Annotated in this window: 16 protein-coding genes and 1 pseudogene; 9 read left to right on the top strand and 8 right to left on the bottom strand. The window is 26.1% G+C overall.

From position 1 onward, the window contains the following. Positions 1-20: 20 nt before the first annotated feature. The 3 genes and pseudogenes from Q1J60_RS04360 to Q1J60_RS04350 form a co-directional block, all read left to right on the top strand. Positions 21-224 (top strand): hypothetical protein, encoded by a 204-nt coding sequence (locus Q1J60_RS04360; RefSeq protein ID WP_110071618.1) that lies wholly within the window; start codon positions 21-23, stop codon positions 222-224. 50 nt (positions 225-274) lie between these two features. Continuing rightward, positions 275-1,744 (top strand): recombinase family protein, encoded by a 1,470-nt coding sequence (locus Q1J60_RS04355; protein WP_300258962.1) that lies wholly within the window; start codon positions 275-277, stop codon positions 1,742-1,744. A gap of 29 nt (positions 1,745-1,773) precedes the next feature. Next, positions 1,774-2,139, top strand: a pseudogene (locus tag Q1J60_RS04350) (sugar phosphate nucleotidyltransferase); the annotation flags it as partial. 70 nt (positions 2,140-2,209) lie between these two features. Here Q1J60_RS04350 and Q1J60_RS04345 read toward each other — a convergent pair. The 8 genes from Q1J60_RS04345 to Q1J60_RS04310 all read right to left on the bottom strand — a co-directional run bounded on the left by Q1J60_RS04345 (position 2,210) and on the right by Q1J60_RS04310 (position 9,042). Next, complete coding sequence (locus Q1J60_RS04345) at positions 2,210-3,823, bottom strand: recombinase family protein (protein ID WP_300258959.1); 1,614 nt, start codon at positions 3,821-3,823, stop codon at positions 2,210-2,212. An 11-nt stretch (positions 3,824-3,834) separates the two neighbouring features. Further along, positions 3,835-4,011 (bottom strand): hypothetical protein, encoded by a 177-nt coding sequence (locus Q1J60_RS04340; RefSeq protein WP_003454346.1) that lies wholly within the window; start codon positions 4,009-4,011, stop codon positions 3,835-3,837. Positions 4,012-4,077: 66 nt separating this feature from the next. Next, positions 4,078-5,727 carry a recombinase family protein gene (locus Q1J60_RS04335; RefSeq protein ID WP_300258956.1) on the bottom strand — a complete coding sequence of 550 codons (1,650 nt, stop codon included), beginning with the start codon at positions 5,725-5,727 and terminating at the stop codon, positions 4,078-4,080. Further along, positions 5,684-6,799: a PHD finger domain-containing protein gene (locus Q1J60_RS04330; RefSeq protein WP_300258953.1), complete on the bottom strand. Its 1,116-nt coding sequence runs from the start codon at positions 6,797-6,799 to the stop codon at positions 5,684-5,686. Before Q1J60_RS04330 ends, Q1J60_RS04335 begins: the two co-directional genes overlap by 44 nt. 235 nt (positions 6,800-7,034) lie before the next feature. Next, positions 7,035-7,472 carry a recombinase family protein gene (locus Q1J60_RS04325; RefSeq protein WP_110003085.1) on the bottom strand — a complete coding sequence of 146 codons (438 nt, stop codon included), beginning with the start codon at positions 7,470-7,472 and terminating at the stop codon, positions 7,035-7,037. Further along, entirely contained in the window at positions 7,462-7,593 is a 132-nt protein-coding gene (locus Q1J60_RS04320; RefSeq protein WP_003454318.1) for a hypothetical protein, read from the bottom strand. The genes Q1J60_RS04325 and Q1J60_RS04320 overlap by 11 nt, the downstream gene beginning before the upstream one ends. Positions 7,594-7,771: 178 nt before the next feature. Then, a complete protein-coding gene (locus Q1J60_RS04315) occupies positions 7,772-8,158 on the bottom strand; it encodes a helix-turn-helix domain-containing protein (RefSeq protein WP_300258950.1) in 387 nt (128 codons plus the stop codon). Between the two features lie 59 nt (positions 8,159-8,217). Beyond that, positions 8,218-9,042, bottom strand: a complete 825-nt coding sequence (locus Q1J60_RS04310) for a hypothetical protein (protein ID WP_300258947.1) — start codon at positions 9,040-9,042, stop codon at positions 8,218-8,220. 174 nt (positions 9,043-9,216) lie between these two features. Here Q1J60_RS04310 and Q1J60_RS04305 point away from each other — a divergent pair, with 174 nt between their 5' ends. The 6 genes from Q1J60_RS04305 to Q1J60_RS04280 all read left to right on the top strand — a co-directional run bounded on the left by Q1J60_RS04305 (position 9,217) and on the right by Q1J60_RS04280 (position 19,233). Continuing rightward, on the top strand, positions 9,217-10,683 hold the full coding sequence (locus tag Q1J60_RS04305; RefSeq protein ID WP_300258945.1) for a type I restriction-modification system subunit M: 1,467 nt from the start codon (positions 9,217-9,219) through the stop codon (positions 10,681-10,683). Beyond that, positions 10,683-11,942 carry a restriction endonuclease subunit S gene (locus Q1J60_RS04300; protein ID WP_300258942.1) on the top strand — a complete coding sequence of 420 codons (1,260 nt, stop codon included), beginning with the start codon at positions 10,683-10,685 and terminating at the stop codon, positions 11,940-11,942. The genes Q1J60_RS04305 and Q1J60_RS04300 overlap by 1 nt, the downstream gene beginning before the upstream one ends. A 25-nt stretch (positions 11,943-11,967) precedes the next feature. Next, the gene (locus Q1J60_RS04295; protein ID WP_208377574.1) at positions 11,968-12,273 is read left to right on the top strand and encodes a hypothetical protein; all 306 of its coding nucleotides are present in this window, start codon (positions 11,968-11,970) and stop codon (positions 12,271-12,273) included. 20 nt (positions 12,274-12,293) lie between these two features. Beyond that, positions 12,294-12,797 carry a hypothetical protein gene (locus Q1J60_RS04290; protein ID WP_300258939.1) on the top strand — a complete coding sequence of 168 codons (504 nt, stop codon included), beginning with the start codon at positions 12,294-12,296 and terminating at the stop codon, positions 12,795-12,797. A 126-nt stretch (positions 12,798-12,923) separates the two neighbouring features. Next, positions 12,924-16,256, top strand: coding sequence for a DEAD/DEAH box helicase family protein (locus Q1J60_RS04285; RefSeq protein ID WP_300258937.1), 3,333 nt, complete (start codon positions 12,924-12,926; stop codon positions 16,254-16,256). 184 nt (positions 16,257-16,440) lie between these two features. Next, on the top strand, positions 16,441-19,233 hold the full coding sequence (locus Q1J60_RS04280; protein ID WP_300258933.1) for a TrlF family AAA-like ATPase: 2,793 nt from the start codon (positions 16,441-16,443) through the stop codon (positions 19,231-19,233). The last annotated feature ends 12 nt before the right edge of the window (positions 19,234-19,245 follow it).

Genomic DNA, 19,245 nt, shown 5'->3' with positions numbered 1-19,245 from the left:
AATATATCAAGGAGGAATATATGGAAGTATTAAAGTATGTAGATATTAATACTTATAGTGAAGAAAAAGCAAAACTAAAGAATGGACAAACTAAAAAAATATATGAAAATGATAGCCTTGATATAGAATTAAAGAAAGTTGGTAGAAAAGTATATACTATCATAAATAGGTATGGTAATATCTCTATAAATAAGGCGTTAAATGAGGTTGTAAATCTAATGTGAATTTCATTAGAAGCAACCTTTTTGTGTTATAATTTTATAGAGGTGATACTATGAAAAGAGTTGCTAAGTTTATAAGAACTTCAACTTTAGATCAGCATACAAGTATAGACAATCAAAGTGAAATTCTTGATAATTGGATAGCACAAAATAATTGTATTTTATATAAAACTTATAATGATGAAGGAATAAGTGGAACTAAGAAAAAGTTTAGAGTTCAATGGCTTCAAATGCTAGAAGATGCAAAAAATAAAGAGTTTGATATTTTAATATGTAAATCATATTCGAGGTTTGGTAGGAATCAAATTGAAACTCTTCAAGCAATAAAAGAATTAAGAGAAAATAAGATTAGAATTGTTTTTTTAGAAGATGGGTTAGATAGTATGATAGATGATTCAAGGTTTGGGCTTATGGCGTGGCTTAGTGAAGAAGAAAGTAAAAGAACATCTAAAAGAATAAAAGGCGTGTTTTCTCATTTTAAGGAAGTTGGGAAGATATATAATTGTATTGCTCCATTTGGATATGATTATGATATTAATAAGAAAAATTTTGTTATTAATAAAGATGAAAGTGAAGTTGTAAAACGTGTTTTTAGACTTTATTTATTAGGAAATGGAACTAATAAAATAGCTAATATATTGGAAAGTGAAGGTGTTCCAACGAAAAATGGGGGTAAATGGAGAGGGAATACTATTAAAAATATGATTAGAAATGAGGCTTATTTAGGGACTTTGGTTCAAAATAAAAGTAGTAATATTGAAGTTACAAATTCAAAAAGAAATTTTCACAATGCAGATGAATATATAAAACATTTAAATAATCATGAAGCTATAGTAAATGAAGAAACTTTTATAAAAGCTAATGAAATATTTAAAAAAAATAGTGATAAGGTTAAAAATAGAAGCGTTGGTGTTAGGGCTAGTAATACAAGTTTATTTTCTAATCTTTTAAGGTGTGGTTCTTGTAATAGCTCCATGAGTATAAGAAGAAAAAGTAAAAGAAAACCTTTTTATAATTGTATTGAGTATGAAAGACTAGGATTAAAATGTGGTCATAATTCTAACTTTATTCAAGAAGAATTTTTAATTGAATATATAGAGCAAAAATTAAATGAATTAATAGAAAATAACTTTGAAAATATAAAGATTATAGAAAAGAATGATATTAAAAAAACTTTGGAAAATGATTTGAAAAATATACAAAAGAAAATTGATGAACAAATAAATTTAGCCAATAACCTTTTAAAGCTATATAATAATAAAATGATTAATGATATACAATTTAAATTACAAAATGAAAGTATAAGCAATATGTTAAATTCATTAATAGAGAACAAAAAAATTATAGAAGAAAAAATAAATAATTTACCTAAAAAAAATAATGAGTTTAAAAAAGATGTTAATAATGTAGTAAGTTTACCCATAGCTCAATGGAGTAATGCAATGTTAAAAAAGATAATAGATAAAATTACTGTTGGTGTAGATGGAACTATAAAAATAGATTGGAAAATAAATAAAATGTAAAAAAATTAGCAAGACCTATATAGTTATATAAAACAACTGCAACATGTATAGGTCTTTCAGCAGCTAAGCTTTTAAAGAAAGATAAGGATGCAGTTATGATTGTATTGCCTTCAGACCATTATATAGAAGGAGATAAAAGTTATATTCAAACTCTGGAACAAGCCGTAGAGATTGCGGATAAGAAGAGGGCTATTGTTACCATAGGAATAGAGCCAACTAGACCAGAGACAGGTTATGGGTATATAGAAATGGGTGATAGAGTCAATGGACACATTCCTACCTTCAAGATAGCAAGGTTTACAGAGAAACCTAATTTAGAAGTAGCAAAGGACTTCTTATTAAAGGGGACTTATTTATGGAATAGTGGAATGTTCATATTTAGAGCTGATGTTCTGTTTACCATTTTGCGACTTAAAATTGTTTAATTTATTGTCTTTAGTATACATAGCTTTCCTCCTTAATTGTTTATATTTTAAAATCTAATAAAGGTCTAAATTTTATTTCTATAGAACCAGTATCACCATCAGCTATAACTTTTTCAATTACAGATGAAACTAACTGCTTCTGTTCTTCAATAGAAGAATTATCTATAAATTTAGAAAAATATTTTAGCTTAGTTATTAGGGAATTACAATCATTAAGCAAAGTTTCTTGGGCTTCTAATTCAGATTTTAAATCATCTATTTTTTGAGTTAATAATTTATTTTCATCTTTAAGTTTACTAATCTTTTCTAAAAGAATAGCAGTTACTTCAGAATCAGTAGAAAGAGCTACATTGTTTAATAAATTATCAATCATAGAATTATTTTTAGAAATATTATTTTGAATATTTTTTAGAACATCATTATGAAAATTTGATTCTATAGTATCTTTATATTTATTTAATTCTTTTAGTAATGTATTCTTATCAAGTGACATTTCTTTAAGTTTATCTAATATAAGATTATCTAAATCTAGTCCAGGAAGATTTTTAGCATCGCATCTAGTTTTACCTGATTTAGTTTTAAGTGTACATACATAGTAATAATTTTTTTTATTAGTTTTAGGGTTTCTTTTTCCATATGCAACTCGCATAGGGCTATTACATTTTGCACATCTTATTAATCCAGTAAGTAAAGCAATATTACTAGTACCGAGAGCAGGAGCAAGGATAGCATTCTTTTTTATTTGTTTCTGAATTGCGACCCATATATCTGAATCTATGATTCCTTCATGTTCTGATACCGCATAAATCCATTCTGAGATATCATGTTTAGCGCCTTTTCTTCCTTTATTTTTTTTGTAAATAAGTAGTCCATGCTTTCCATCAGGATTACCATATACTTTTGAACCTGTAGATTCTATATATTTAAATGTTTCTTCATCTGCTTTTACATATGCAGGATTTCTTAGAATTAAGCTGATAGAAGCTTTGCTCCAGTCCTTATTACGCTTAGTTTTAATATTATTAGAAAGTAGATATTTTTCTATCTTACTAATACTATTAAATTCTAAGTATTTATTGAATATTAATTTAACTAAATCTAGTTCTTCTTTTATAGGAACTAATGATGAATACATTTTTTGTTTATTATTAGAATTGAAAAATTTTTTTTCACTTCTAAATCCAGTAGGTGTTTCTCCTCCAAGCCAATAGCCTTTAGTAGCTAGTGAGTACATATTATCAGTAATACGCTGAGATATAGTTTCCCTCTCAAGTTGACTAAAAACAGTGCAAAGATACATCATAGCTCTACCTATTGCAGAGTTAGTATCAAATTGTTCTACTACAGAAATAAATGAAATATTCAATTCATTTAATTTATTAATTAAGTTAGAAAAATCAGATACATTTCTACTTATACGGTCAAACTTATAACATATAATTACATCAAATTTTTTAGCTTTAGCATCTGAAAGCATTCTTTGAAATTCAGGTCTATCTGTATTCTTACCAGAGAACCCTTCATCGGTATAAATACAGTAATCATTTATATTTATATTATCTAAATATTTAGAGCAAAGCTTAATTTGACTTTCAATTGAATCACCTTTTTCTGTGAATTTAGATTTTCTTGTATATATTGCGGCTTTTTTCAATTAAACACCTCCTAGAGCTTCTCTTCTATACCTTTGATAAGTGTATCTAGTGTAATTTCATTTGTTGGAAGTTTAGGCTTGATAATATCAGCCACAGCTTTAGTAATTTCTTTACTTAGTATATAATTCGATTTAATATCATCTATATTTTTTATGTGAAGTTTTACTTTAGTAAATTGATTAGCCATTATTCCCCCAAAGGATAAAATTGATTACTTTAGATTATATTCATGGAGGAATATGAATTAATACAATTACTTAAATATTATTGTTATTTCATGGTCAGATAAAATAATCTTTTTTACAACTTTGAATAGAAACAATCTAAAACTTCTAGGACTAGAAATTAATTTTTGTTTTTCTTCATCATATTTAAATAGTTTAAATGATTTATTTAGGTTGGATTTAAAATCATCGAAACTTTTAGGAGAACTATTAATTTTATAAGTTAAATACTCTTTACGGGATTTAAGGCTTTTAATTTCGGTTTGTGTAACTACTTGAAATTCTAAAAGAGCATTTATAAAACTAAATTCAGTTGAGCTTGAGCTTAAATCTTCATAATCTACTGTAAGATTACCTTTTGAAATATTGATTTCATTAACACATAGCTCTAATAAATAAGTAGATGACTTTAATTGATTTATAGTTATTTCAAGACTTTTTTTATTATCCAGCAATTCTGTATTAAAGTTTTCAATATATTTGTCATAAAATTTTTCAATTTGAATTTCACTTTGTAAAGAAGAATTAATCAAATCATTTATATTTGATAAAATAATAGATTCAATTTTAGAAGCTTTTATGCTTCTGCATTTTTTATTGATTTCCATATTATTATGTGAAGAACAATAATAGAATCTTTTATTATTTCCATAATTTTTAGCTAAAAGTTTTTTGTTACATTTATTGCAATATAAGAAATCTCTTAGAAGAAAATCAGTAGATAAAAATTTAGAATCTTTGGAAAGAATATTTCTTAATTTTTGAGTTTCTAAAAATTCATTTTCAGGAATTATTATATTTTTTTCTACTAGATTAGATTTTACAAAATCATTAGGGGAATGACGATTTGGTTTTCTAGCACCACCACGTTTATTCCAAACTAGGAAGCCTGTATAAACAGGGTTTCTTAATATTTCTTTTAAAGTATTATGAGTCCAAATTCTTTTTGGAGGTAAATTAAAATCTCTGTTTAACCTAGTCAGGATTTCAGTATATGAGCATCCTAGATTATAGAGTTCAAATATTTTCTTCACAATTCTAGCTTCTTCAAAGTTGATTTCTAAGAAGGAATTTCTTTTATTACTTGACTGAGAAACAAGATTATATCCAAAGGGTGGTGGACCACCTGCCCAAAAGTTATTTTGAATTTTATGTTTATTGGCTAGAGTTACACGACCACCAGTAATATTGGATTCAAGTGCTGCAATATTAACTAATAAATTTTCAAAGAATTTATTTAAGGCTTCATTTTCAGAAGATATAGTTTCACCAGGACGGCAGTAAATTAAAGTAATATTTAGACGAGAAAAAAGATGCTTTAATATAATGCCTTCATTGGTGTTACGAGTTAATCTATCGTGAGAAGCGCATAAAACATAATCAAATTTTCCTATTGTGGCATCTAAAAATAGTTCTCTTAATTTAGGTCTTTTTAGAGAATCAAAAGAACTTTCTTTCAGAGTATTGCTTACTTTAGGTTTTATTGAGGCAGAATGACTTTCAATATATTTATAGCAAATAGGGTTAATCCAATCATGCCTTGATGCAATATATGAGTTTATAGTCTTTTCTTGAGTATCTAAAGATTGATTGTCAGTTTGTTTAGATGTAGATACTCTCATATAAATAGCTATTTTAGGTGACTCTATATTCAAGGATGACTTTAGCTTGTTTTTCATTTTTATTTACTACCACCTTTATATCATCAATTATTTCTTCAAATATAGAATTGAATTTTTCTTCATTTGATTTAATATAAAAAAATATTTCAGAATAAATTTTCTCAATTAAATCTTTCTGTTCATCATTTTTTTCTGATAAAGTATTTTCTAAAAATGTTATATAATCTAGCTTTTTTCTATATTCACAACAAGTATTTTTATTAGTGTCTAGCTCAGAGTTAATATTATCAATTATGTTTTTCAATGTATTTTTATCAAAGTCACTAGAACTATTAAAAGTTAAATATTCTTTTGTTTTATTAAATCTTTTTTTAGTCAAAAGCAAGAAAGTTTCATCTAAGCTTTTAATTTTATAATTGATTTCATTTTTAAATTTATTAAAGTTAGATTTATCTGAAAGAACTTTATCAATTATTGTTTCTATAATAAAGTTTAATAGGTTATCTTTAATAAATTTTAACTGGCACTTTTTACATTCTATTATTTTATCTTGTGATTCAATAAACTTACCACCACAACTGCAGTGTAATTTCTTTTTAAAAAGAAAATTTGGAGTAACATCAACATTTTTAGAAAAATTTAATGATGAAAAGAATACATATACTTTTTTGAAACTTTCAGCATCAATAGTTCCACAAATATTTTTAGAAATGATTACAGCATCATCATCAAAAATATAAGTAGTATCATTTGATTTTTTTAAAGCAAACTTATATAATTCAAGCTCTTCAATGCTTTTAAACTCATCAGTATTATTTTTATCTTTAGAGAAACTAGATATATATCCACCATAAACTAATTTTTTTAGAGGGGTTTCTAGTTTAGACATTGGATGCTTTTTATTAGTTTTAGGGTCTATGATGAATTTATCTCTTACTATTTTAAATTTAGATAGAATATACTCTTTGCTTAAATCAGAATTATTTACATGATTTTTTATAGAATTTATAAAGTTATAAGCAGGAGTATCAATTTTAATATTTAATTTTTTAAATATTGAATCTTTTAAATTTAAATCTTTTTCAAATTCATTAAGTAGAATTTCAAGGGTGCTTTGGATATTTTTCAAAATATCTTTATAATTATCTTTATTTAAATTTTTTAATTCAATTTCTAAAGCAAGAGATTCAAAAATATATTTTAATACATCAAATTCAATAGGAACAGTAACATACTTAGATTTTGATATTTTATTATCATCATTGGTAATACGCTCATAACCAAAAAGAGAACCTTTACCAGTACTGTATGCACCTGAATTACGTCTTATTAATCTTCCGATAGAAGCTCTATAGTTTATTCTGTCAGGGTTCTAACTCAGCCAACATTACAGTTATATTATTTAAAAATTCACTTTGTGGTGAATCAATAGGCAATTGTTGTGATGAATCAGAAAAAAGCAATTTAATACCTAAAGAATCAAGAAGTCTTTCTGTTTGCTTCCAATCTTCATAGTTACGAACTAATCTATCTAGTCTATATATTATTAGAGTTTTGAAACAACCAGCTTTAGCATCAAGTAGTAATTTTTTAAAACCACTTCTTTCTTCTGGAGATGTTGATAATCCAGAAATTCTATCTGTATAGCTATTATAAACTAATAGGTTTTTCTCAAGAGCTTTTTCATTTCCTAATGCTATTTGAGCATTTATAGAGTTATTTTCCTTAGGAGATGATACACGGGCATAGATGGCAGCATATCGCTCGGGGTTTTTATTAATTAAATTAGCACTATTTTTCATTTATAAATCCTCCTATTGATTCATTTTTTATAATAAAGAATATTATGTTATCTACTAAGTTATTCCAACTTTCTTTATTATTTTCATAAGCTATTTTTACTGTATAATTTTTTTCTTTCAAAATAACTACCTCCTTTTAAAATTTTTTTATAATGCGTTATTAAAAAGTTATATAAAAAATAGCTTTTTATATAAAACATTCCAATTTACAATCCTATTATGTGTATTTAAAAGAAAAATATTCATAAAAATGAAATTCATAAAAATGAAAAAAAGATATTGAAATTAATCAATATCTTCTAGTTATATAACTTATTAAAATATTCAATTTCTGTGTTTAACTTGTCCATGAGGAGTTTAAAACTTTTTTTATCAGTAGATTTTAGAACTAATATTAAATTATCTGAAAGTTCCAAAATACTTTCATTTGTACATTTTAATGAGTTTCTTAAATTTTCATCAAATTCATCTGTATATTGGGGAATTAAACTTGGAATGGATAAATTTAATGTATTACAAAGCTTGGACAGCAAATTAATATTAAAAGCATCTGTTTTCCCATTTTCTAAATTATTTATAAATCCAGTAGATTTATTTAATTCTTTAGCTAACATTTCTGTAGTGTAATTTAGTTCTAATCTTTTGTTTTTTATAATTTCACCCAATTCAATAATACCGACATTCATAATAACCTCCAGTAATAACTTTATATAATTATTATGGACAAGTTTATAAAAACATATAACTAAAGAAATGAGTTTTGGTTTATAAATTTTAAGAGTATTGTTTCAGTAATTAGTGAGTAGGGATTTATGTTTTCTATAGCAAGTGAACTAGGGTCTATTATTTTATTTTCAACAAATAGTAAAGTAACTTTTCTTAACAAATCAGTTGATATTGAAATGTCTGTTTTTTCAGAGCTAATACTTCTTAAACTAGCTATATGTTTAATTTCTCTTAAAGAATCAGACTCTAAAGAATTTTCATTTTTATTAGAAATATCAGTTATTTTATTATTAAGATTTATAAAACTATTGATAACTTCTTTAAGCTCAGAATTTTTCTCGCTAAGTTTAGTTAAAGAATCACTTAGTCTATCTATTTCTTTTTGATAGTTAATAGTTTCAGAACCTATAAGTGTTATTTCTTTAGGTTCACTAGAATCTATTAGTTTTTTATTACCTAAAGTATCTGGTTTAATTTCATCAGATTTGTTTGATTTTGATAAGTCTTTATCAAAAAAAGAGTGTTGTAAACTTGAAATGTCATTTTTATTTTTTTCACAATTAGACTCAAGTTCACAATTATTAGTTTCCATAGAATTTTCTTTTTGTTCTTCAGCATCTACTTTAGACTCAAGGTAAGTATCTTTTAAAAGTTCTTTTCTTACTTCCCTAGTAAGATATTGAGTTATATTTTCTAAATTTAAGTCTTTACAATTTTTTAAAAAATCAATTCTGCTTTTAGGATTTTTACACTTTAAATAGTCATTTTTTATTGAGTCATTTTTATGTAAAAATTCTAAAGTTTTTTTTACATTTGAATCTTTGGGATTTGAAAAGTTTTGCATAATTAATCTCCTAAAATTATTCACATATCTTTATATGCTTACCATAAGAAAAATATTAGTTAATAAAAATAAAATATTTTATTTTTATTAAAAACATTAAAAGTGTATAAGATAGTTTGTTAAAAAAATATGATAAAATAAATATTATACAAAAATTTGGAGGACATTAAATTTATGATTACAGGTGATTTAAGAAGTAAGGTAGATAAGATTTGGGAAACTTTTTGGACTGGAGGGCTTACAAATCCATTAGAAGTTATAGAGCAGTTTACATATCTTTTATTTATTAAAGGACTAGATGATATAGAAACAAAAAATGAAGCAGAAGCTGTTTTATTAGGATTTGAACCAGAAAGAATATTTTCAGATAATGAGCAAGAATTAAGATGGAGCAAATTCTCTAATGAGGGAGATGCTCAAAAGATGTATGATATAGTTCAAAATAAGGTTTTTCCTTTTATTAAGAATTTACATGGAAATAAGGAATCAGCATATGCAAAGTATATGGGGGATGCTATATTCAAAATTCCAACTCCACTTATGCTTTCAAAAATAGTTGATGGAATAAATGGAATAGAGTTTAATAAGGACCAAGATACTAAAGGGGATTTATATGAATATTTACTATCAAAGGTTGCTACGGCTGGTACAAATGGACAGTTTAGAACACCAAGACACATTATTGATATGATAGTAAAGTTAATGAAACCAACACCAGAAGACATAATAGTTGACCCAGCAGCAGGTTCAGCAGGTTTCTTAGTATCTTCTCAACAATATTTAAGAGATAATCATAATGATTTATTTTATGTTCAAGGATTAAAGGAACATTTTAATAATACTATGTTCTATGGATTTGATATGGATAGAACTATGCTAAGAATTGGAGCAATGAATATGATGCTTCATGGAGTGGATAACCCTAGCATAGAATACAAGGATTCCTTATCAGAGGTTAATACAGATAAAGAAAAATTTACTTTAGTATTAGCAAATCCACCATTTAAAGGAAGCTTAGACTATGAAGCAGTAAGTGCAGACCTTTTAAAAGTAACAAAAACTAAGAAAACAGAATTATTATTCCTAGCATTATTCCTTAGAATATTAAAAACAGGGGGAAGATGTGCCTCAATAGTTCCAGATGGAGTTTTATTTGGAAGTACTAAAGGACACAAGGATATAAGAAAAGAAATAGTAGAAAATCATAAACTAGAAGCAATAATATCAATGCCAAGTGGTGTGTTCAAGCCATATGCAGGGGTAAGTACAGCTATTATGATATTCACAAAAACAGGCTCAGGAGGAACAGACAAAGTTTGGTTCTATGATATGAAAGCAGATGGATTCTCACTAGATGATAAAAGAAATCCAGTAGAAGAAAATGACATAAATGATATAATAGAAAGGTTTAGAGAGTTAGAAAATGAAGAAGATAGAAAAAGAACAGAGCAAAGCTTTTTTGTACCAGTAGAAGAAATAAGAGAAAATGGATATGACCTTTCAATAAATAAATATAAAGAAATAGAATATGAAGAAGTAGTTTATGATGCTCCAAGTGTTATTTTAGGAAGAATTAAAGAGCTTGAGAAAGAAATAACTAAGGAGTTAGAAGAATTAGAAGGAATGCTTGAGGTGAAATAATGATTAAGAATATAGAAAATCTTGATGGATGGAATATTGTAGGTTTACCTGATATAGTATTTTTTCAAGAAGGACCTGGTGTTAGAAATAATCAATATACAGATTCTGGAGTTAAATTAATTAATGTAGCTAATTTAAAAGATGGAAAGGTGTATTTAGAAAATACAGAAAGGTATATTTCGGAAGAAGAAGCTTATGGAAGATATAGACATTTTCTTGTTGATGAGGGTGATTTAATAATAGCTAGTTCGGGAATAAAGGTAGAATACTTTGATAAAAAAATGGGATTCATTAATAAAGAACATTTGCCTTTATGTATGAATACCAGTACAATAAGGTTTAAAACTTTAGATGAGAATATTTTAGATATAAAATATTTCGCATATTTTTTAAAAACAATTTATTTTAAAAAACAAATAGCTAGATTAATAACTGGTTCTGCACAATTAAATTTTGGACCGAGTCATTTAAAAAAAATAAAAGTTATTTTACCACCATTAAATATACAAAAGAAAATAGTTGAAGTATTAGAGAAGTCCCAATATGTGATAAATAAAAGAAGTGAACAAATAGAAGAATTAGAGTTATTAGTTAAATCGAAATTTATAGAGATGTTTGGTGACCCAATAAATAATCCCATGAAGTGGGAAGTTAAAAAAATGAAAGATATTTCAGTTAATATAATGAGTGGGAATACACCAAAAGGTGGAGAACAAGTTTATGTTGAAAGTGGAATTATGTTTTTAAGAAGTCAAAATGTATGGAAAAACAAATTATTATTAGATGATGTAGCTTATATAGACCAAGCAACACATAATAAAATGAAAAAAAGTAGCTTAAAAAATAAAGATATACTAATGACTAAAACAGGTAGAATAAATACAGAAAATAGTAGTTTAGGTAGAGCAGCAATGTTTTTAGGAGAAGATGATAGTGCAAATATTAATGGACACGTATATTTAATAAGGCTTCAAGAACAAATAATTAATGAGTTTGTTTTGTATATTCTTACAAGTAAAGAATATAGAGGATATATTAGAAGTGTCTGTGTTGGAGGAATTGATAAAAGACAGTTAAATAAAGAACATATAGAAGATTTTCCTATTATTTTTCCGCCGATAGAAAAGCAAAAGAAGTTTGTTAGTTATGTTAAACAAGTAGATAAATTGAAATTTGAAATGGAGCATAGTTTAAAAGAGTTAGAGGATAACTTTAATTCTTTAATGCAAAAAGCATTTAAGGGAGAGCTATTTAATTAATATAAGATTGAAGGAGAAGGTATTAGTGAAGGAATTTGAGTTGAATTTATATAAAGATATGGTTGATATCTACAAAAAGGCAGAAGAAAGTTGTGGATATAAGGCTCGTAGATTCTTGCAAATGATAAATGATAAAGGAGCTTTAATAACAGCTAAAACTCTTATAAATAAAGATTCTAATACAGAGGGGTTTATAGCTTTGTGGGAAAATAATAGATTGGATTTATCTTTAGAGGCTCTTATAGTAAGTGGAAAGTATGATGAACTTTTTACTGAAGAAGAAAAAAACATTTGCAAATATAGATTAAGAGATTATGGATATAAGATTTAAGTTAGGGGAATAAAGGTTATATGGATAATAATATGAGAAATGAAATAGAATCATGGGGAATTCCTAATATAGATGAACTAGAAGGCAGAAATATAAAGTTTGTATTTAATTCAAGTGAAATTAATAAAGAAAAAGACAGATTTATAGAGTTACATTGTGAAAAGTGGTCAGTAAAATTTTGTTTATATGATTTGACCAATGATATAGAGATATTTACTATGGAGTTTAAGGAAATGCCACAATATATGATATCTTTGACTAAGGAATTGCCAAATATTAAGTTAGAGTTATTAAATGTTATTGATTCATCTTTGAGAAGAAAGGGTATAGCATCTTATTATATAGAAAAGCTTAAAGAATATGCTATAAAGCATAATTATTCTTATATAAGAGTTACGCCTAGTCCAGATGCAGATATATTTAAAGCTCAAAGTAAGAATAACTCACTTAATTTAAAAGAACTAATAAATTTCTATGAGAGTAAGTCAACATCTGAAATGCCGATAAAAGTTTTGAAAATATAAATAATTAGATAGTTAAGTTAAAACTTAGCTATCTTTTTTATTTGATTTAATAATATATAAATTGATATAATTTTACTATAATTAGAAATTAATACATTTTAACATAGAAATTTAAGGAGAAATTTAATGGGGAGAAATTTTGAATTTTTAAAAGGCAAGAAACAGTTTGAGGGATTTAGTGCACAATGCTTTGAGGCTGAAAAGAGTATTATTGTAAGTCCAGCTACTTGTGCAATTTTATCAAGAAGAGCTTTAGAACTTGCTGTTAAATGGGTTTATGGTAATGATTCAGAGCTATTTTTACCGTACCAAGATAATATAAGTTCATTAATTCATAATGATAGTTTTCGTGAGCTTATTGATTCAAGTATGTTTAATATCTTAAAGTATGTAATAAAGCTTGGAAATGTAGCTGTTCATACTAATAAGCCTATTAGTAGAGAGGAAGCTATTTTATCATTACACAATTTACATCAATTTGTTAGTTGGATAGATTATTGTTATGCAGATGATTATACTGCTACTGACTTTGATGAAGGATTACTTCATGAAGGTGATAATAAGAGAACTAGACCAGAGGAACTTAATAATCTTTATGAAAAATTAAGCTCTAAGGATAGAAAGCTTGAAGAAGTAATTGATGAAAATAAAGAGAAAAGAAAACTTGGAACTGAGAAGAGAAAAGAAAATACAGCAAATAATACTTTTAAAGTGGATGATATAAGTGAAGCTGAAACTAGAAAAAGATATATTGATGTAGAGTTAAAATTATCTGGATGGACCTTTGGTAAGGATATTCAAATAGAAGTAGAAGTAAATGGAATGCCAAATGAATCAGGATTAGGATATGTTGATTATGTTCTTTATGGAGATAATGGAAAACCTTTAGCTGTAGTTGAAGCTAAGAGAACAAGTGTTGATGAAAAAAAAGGACAACAGCAAGCTAAACTTTATGCTGATTGCTTAGAAAAACAGTATAATCAAAGACCAGTAATATTTTTAACTAATGGATTTAGATATTATATATGGGATGACTGTGGAGATAGAGAAGTATTTGGATTCTATAAAAAATCAGAACTTAAATTGATGATAGATAGAAGAATATCTAAGAAAAGTTTAAAAGATATAAAGATTAGTGATGAAATATCAAATAGATATTATCAAAAGGAAGCAATTACTTCAGTAGCAGAAGCTTTTGAAAGAAATCAGAGAACAGCTTTATTAGTTTGTGCAACTGGAACAGGTAAAACAAGGACTGCTATTTCTATAGTTGATGTTTTATCAAGACATAACTGGGTAAAAAATGTTTTATTCTTAGCAGATAGAAAAGCTCTAGTTAAACAAGCTAAGAAAAACTTCTCTAAACTATTACCTAATCTATCACTATGTAATTTATTAGATAGCAGAGATAATCCAGAAGAATCAAGAATGGTTTTCTCAACTTATCCTACAATGATGAATGCTATAGATGACACTAAATCTAAAGATGGAGATAGACTATTTACTCCAGGGCATTTTGATTTAATAATAATTGATGAATCACATAGAAGTATTTATAAGAAATATAAATCAGTATTTGATTATTTTGATGCTTATTTAATAGGATTAACTGCTACTCCAAGAGATGAGATAGATAAAAATACTTATGATATATTCAATCTTGAAAAAGGAGTACCTACTTATGCATATGAGTATGAAAAGGCTGTAGAAGATGGGTATTTAGTTGATTATAGAACTATTGAAATTAAATCTAAAATTCTTGAAGGTGGAATTAAGTATGATGACTTAAGCCAAGAAGAGAAAGAAGAGTATGAAATGATGTTTGATGATGATGAAAACATTGGAGATGAAATAAGTAGTTCTGCTATAAATCAATGGTTATTCAATGCTGATACAATAGACTTAGTTTTAAATAAACTTATGACTGATGGTTTGAAAATTGAAGGTGGAGAAAAGCTTGGTAAAACAATAATTTTTGCTAAGAATTCTAGACATGCTAAAGCTATAGTTGAAAGATTTAATAAGCTTTATCCAGAGTGTGGTGGAACATTTGCAAGAGTTGTAGAACATAAAACCCCTTATGTTGAAAATATAATAGATGATTTTTCAGATAAAGATAAAATGCCACAAATAGCTGTTTCAGTAGACATGCTTGATACAGGAATAGATATACCAGAGATATTAAATCTTGTGTTCTTCAAAAAAGTAAGAAGCAAAACTAAGTTCTGGCAGATGATAGGTAGGGGAACTAGATTGTGTCCTGACTTACTTGGAATAGGTTTTGATAAAGAAGAGTTCTTAATATTTGATTTCTGTAATAACTTTGAATTCTTTAGAGTTAATCCTAAAGGTTTTGAAGGTAATAAGGTAGAAAGTCTTACAGAAAGATTATTTAATGTAAAAGTTGATATAGTTAAAGAACTTCAAGATATAAAATATCAAGATGATGAAAAGTATGTTAATTATAGAAATGAATTGTTAGGCGAATTAATAAAATCTGTACAAGCGTTAAATGATGAAAATTATTTAGTTAGAATGAACATAGGTGTTGTTCATAAGTATAAAGATGAGAAGGCTTGGAATGCTATTGGTGCCATAGAGCAAAATGAGATTAAAAAACATATATCTCCAATAATTAAATCTATAAATGATGATGAACTAGCTAAAAGATTTGATTTACTTATATATGTGATTCAGTTAGCTAACTTACAAAATATTGTTTTAAAGAAGGGTATAAAGTCAGTAATGGAAACAGCTGATAAGTTATCTAAGTTAGGAACAATACCAGAGATAAAAGAAAAGAAAGCTATTATAGAAAGAATAGTAGAGCCTGAATTCTGGGAAAGTGCTGATATATTTGATATGGAGAATGTGAGAGAGGCTTTAAGAGATTTAATAAAGTATTTAGAAAAAAGCACTCAAGGAATATATTACACAAAATTTAGTGATTCAATAATATCAGAAGAAAGCCACTCATCAATGTACAATGTTAATGACCTTAAAAGTTATAGAAAGAAAGTTGAATTTTATCTAAAAGAACATAAAGATGAGTTAGCTATATACAAACTTAGAAACAATAAAAAATTAACTGAGCAAGATATACAAACATTAGAAAGAGTTCTATTTAATGAGCTTGGAAGCAAAGAAGAATATGAAAAAGAATATGGAAAAATACCAGTAACTCAATTAGTAAGAAAAATACTAGGATTAGATAGAAATGCTGCTAATGAAGCTTTCTCAGAATTTTTAAATAACCAAAGTTTTAATAGTTCACAAATACATTTTGTTAAGCTTATTGTTGATTACATTGTTAAGAATGGATTTATAGAAAACAATAAAATCTTAACAGAAGACCCATTCAGAAGTGTTGGAAGCATAATAGATTTATTTGCGAACAATGTCGATGAAGGAACAAAACTTATAAAAACTATAAACGAAATAAGAGAAAATGCATTATAGTTTGATAAAAGAAAAGGAGAATTAGAATTACGCCAAAATAAGACAAGCATATAATTCTAATTTTATTAAAATTTTATAGTAGGTAATAGGGTGGTTGTGGTATACCGATACCACCCTATTACCTACTATAAATAAAAGTAAATGTATTTTCGGTATAATTTAACTATGAAAAGGAGAGAGTTATATGATTAATTATAAAGGAAATAGATGGTATAAGTGTGATTTTCATTTGCATACACCTGCAAGTGAGTGCTTTGCTGATAAAAGCATCACAGCAGAAGATTTTATAGAAAAAGCTATAGAAGAAAATTTAGATTGTATAGCTATAACTGACCATAATAGTTGTGAATGGATTGAAGAAGTAAGAAAAGCTTCTAAAGATAAAAATATTATTGTTTTTCCAGGTGTTGAGATAACTTGTAGTGATAGTAAAGTTCATTTGCTAATTTTATTTGATACTGATTGCAATATTGATGATATAAAATATTTTTTAAGAGATTCAGAAGTTAAAAAAAATGAAGATGGAGAATTATACACTAAAAAAGGTATTTCAGACATAGTGGAAAAAGCTAATGATGCAAAGGCTTTAGTAATACCAGCACATATAGATGATTTTAATGGACTATATAAAGTAGATACTCGTGTAATTAATGATTTTTTAGATTTAGATAGTATTAAAGCTGTTCAAATGGTACATAAAGAAATAGTTATAGGGCTTGATAGTGAAGAAAAAACAGAAGAAGATATTTTAGATGAACTTCAAAAAATAAGACATGTTAATTACGAAGATGCAAAGAAATATTTAGCATGTGCAAAAGTTATAAAAGAAAAGGAATTAGGAATTTTAACATTCTCAGATAATCCTAATAGTGAAGGAGATAGTAAACATGGATTATGGGGAATTGGAAAACAATATAGCTGGATAAAAATGTCTGAAAATCCGAATTTGGAAAGTTTAAGACAAGCTCTATTATTCCCTAATAATAGAATAAAAAATTGTTTTCAAAAAAATAATGGCAGATATAAAATGCCTGATTTGTGGATAAAAAAAGTTAAAATATCTAATATAGAATTATTAGATGAAGATTCTTTAGAGGTTGAATTTAATCCTCAATTAAATACATTAATTGGTGGTAGGGGTAGTGGAAAGTCAACTATTATAAGATTTTTAACAGGGGTTTTCTTCGATAAGAATATGAAACAATTAGATGAAATATTTGGAGAGTTTAAAAATTTCTATCAAATAAAGAATAAAGGGCTAGGAGTTTTAAAAAAAGATACAGAAATTGAAGTTGAACTAGTAAAAAATAATATTGTTTATAGGGTAACAAAGAAAAATATTAAAAATATTGAATCTAATTCAGATGTTATTATAGAAAGATTAAATGATAATGAAAACTTTGAAAAAATTGAAGATATATCTGTAGAAGATTTCTTTAAAATAGATATATATAATCAAAAGCAAATATATGAATTAGCTAAGAATACAAATATACTAAGAGAGAAAATTGATTCTTTGTCTAATAATTTAGATAATATGAAGAATGAGGCTAATGATTTAGATAATATGAAGAATGAGGCTAATGATTATTTAAATGATTATGAAAAAAAATTCTTGTGTATAAAAGCTACTGAACAGGAAGTAGCTCTTAAAAAGAAAATATTAGCAGAGATAAGAGATTTAAATGAAAAAATAGAAACTTATAATCAAAGTGGAATTAATGAGGTTATAAATAAATATAAAGAATATAATAAACAACTAGAAGTTTCAAGAAAATATTTTAAGCATATAGATGAAAAAATAAAAATATTAGAGGAAAAGAGAGAAACTTTGTTGTTAAAGTTTTCTGTTGCAGAAGATTTTGCATTAGAAAAAGAAATACAGGAATTAATAGATGAAAGTCAAATAAAAATAGAAGGGACTATAAATTATATAAATAAAATAGTTGAAAGATTAAATGAAATTAAGGTAGAATATGCAAATAGAGTTAAGCAAAGTGATTTTTATAGAGAATTTGATAGGATTGATAATAACTATAAAGAAGCACTTAAGAAATTACAAGAAAAGGGTATTGATGTGAGTGAAGTAGATAAGTTAATAAAACTTCAACAAGAAAAACAAAATAAATTAGAAGAAATAGAAAAAAAAGAAAAAACATTAAATGAAGAATATAAAAATCTAAAAGAGTTAAGAAATAATTATATTAGTAAAAGAAGAGATATAACTAATGAGAGAAATTCCATATCAAGTAAATTGTTGAATGAAACTATAAGAATAAGAGTAAATACGTTTAGAGATAAAGATGATTTTAAATTGAAATTTAGAAGGATAATAGATAAGCAAACTGGATTTGATGCTGACATAGAAAAGGTTACGGAATTTTGTTTTAATGGGGGCGAATTTAGTAGTAGGATAGAAAAATTTTATGAAAATATATATAATTTAAAGTATAACAATGTTCAAATAGAAGGATATAGTGGAAGGTTTATAAATGTTTTAAAAGAGTTAAAAGATTCCAGTATAGCTGAATTAGGAATACTTTTACCAGAAGATGAAATTAAGATACAATATAAATCAAAAAATTCAGGCGAATATAAGCCTATTCATAATGCTTCAGCAGGTCAAAGAACTTCTGCAATATTAACATTTATTCTTTCTGATGGTGCAAATCCTCTTATATTAGACCAACCAGAAGACGATTTAGATAATCATTTAATATATAGTTTGATTGTTGAAGGATTAAAAGCTTCCAAAGAAAATAGACAAATTATAGTTGTTACACATAATGCTAATATACCAGTTAATGGAGATGCAGAACTTATAATATCAATGAATTCATCATCAAAATCAGTTAATGTATTAGAAGCTGGAACTTTAGAAAATGAAAAAATTAAGCATGAAATTTGTAGTGTTATGGAAGGCGGAGAAAGCGCATTTAGAATGAGAGCAAGTAGATATGGAATAAGAAATATTTAAATATAAAAACTA

Origin of the sequence: Clostridium sp., assembly GCF_029258205.1 — a bacterium.
In the GTDB taxonomy this organism is placed as follows: Bacteria; Bacillota; Clostridia; order Clostridiales; family Clostridiaceae; genus Sarcina.
Note: the sequence above shows the minus strand (reverse complement) of the source record. Positions and strands in the feature narration are given on the sequence as shown.

What these genes read in the sequence shown, in the direction of transcription:
- Q1J60_RS04360 (WP_110071618.1), top strand. Translation starts at nt 21, where the DNA reads ATGGAAGTATTAAAGTATGTAGATATTAATACTTATAGTGAAGAAAAA.
- Q1J60_RS04310 (WP_300258947.1), bottom strand. Translation starts at nt 9,042, where the DNA reads ATGCAAAACTTTTCAAATCCCAAAGATTCAAATGTAAAAAAAACTTTA.
- Q1J60_RS04325 (WP_110003085.1), bottom strand. Translation starts at nt 7,472, where the DNA reads ATGAAAAATAGTGCTAATTTAATTAATAAAAACCCCGAGCGATATGCT.
- Q1J60_RS04340 (WP_003454346.1), bottom strand. Translation starts at nt 4,011, where the DNA reads ATGGCTAATCAATTTACTAAAGTAAAACTTCACATAAAAAATATAGAT.
- Q1J60_RS04305 (WP_300258945.1), top strand. Translation starts at nt 9,217, where the DNA reads ATGATTACAGGTGATTTAAGAAGTAAGGTAGATAAGATTTGGGAAACT.
- Q1J60_RS04300 (WP_300258942.1), top strand. Translation starts at nt 10,683, where the DNA reads ATGATTAAGAATATAGAAAATCTTGATGGATGGAATATTGTAGGTTTA.
- Q1J60_RS04355 (WP_300258962.1), top strand. Translation starts at nt 275, where the DNA reads ATGAAAAGAGTTGCTAAGTTTATAAGAACTTCAACTTTAGATCAGCAT.
- Q1J60_RS04285 (WP_300258937.1), top strand. Translation starts at nt 12,924, where the DNA reads ATGGGGAGAAATTTTGAATTTTTAAAAGGCAAGAAACAGTTTGAGGGA.
- Q1J60_RS04290 (WP_300258939.1), top strand. Translation starts at nt 12,294, where the DNA reads ATGGATAATAATATGAGAAATGAAATAGAATCATGGGGAATTCCTAAT.
- Q1J60_RS04315 (WP_300258950.1), bottom strand. Translation starts at nt 8,158, where the DNA reads ATGAATGTCGGTATTATTGAATTGGGTGAAATTATAAAAAACAAAAGA.
- Q1J60_RS04280 (WP_300258933.1), top strand. Translation starts at nt 16,441, where the DNA reads ATGATTAATTATAAAGGAAATAGATGGTATAAGTGTGATTTTCATTTG.
- Q1J60_RS04335 (WP_300258956.1), bottom strand. Translation starts at nt 5,727, where the DNA reads ATGAAAAACAAGCTAAAGTCATCCTTGAATATAGAGTCACCTAAAATA.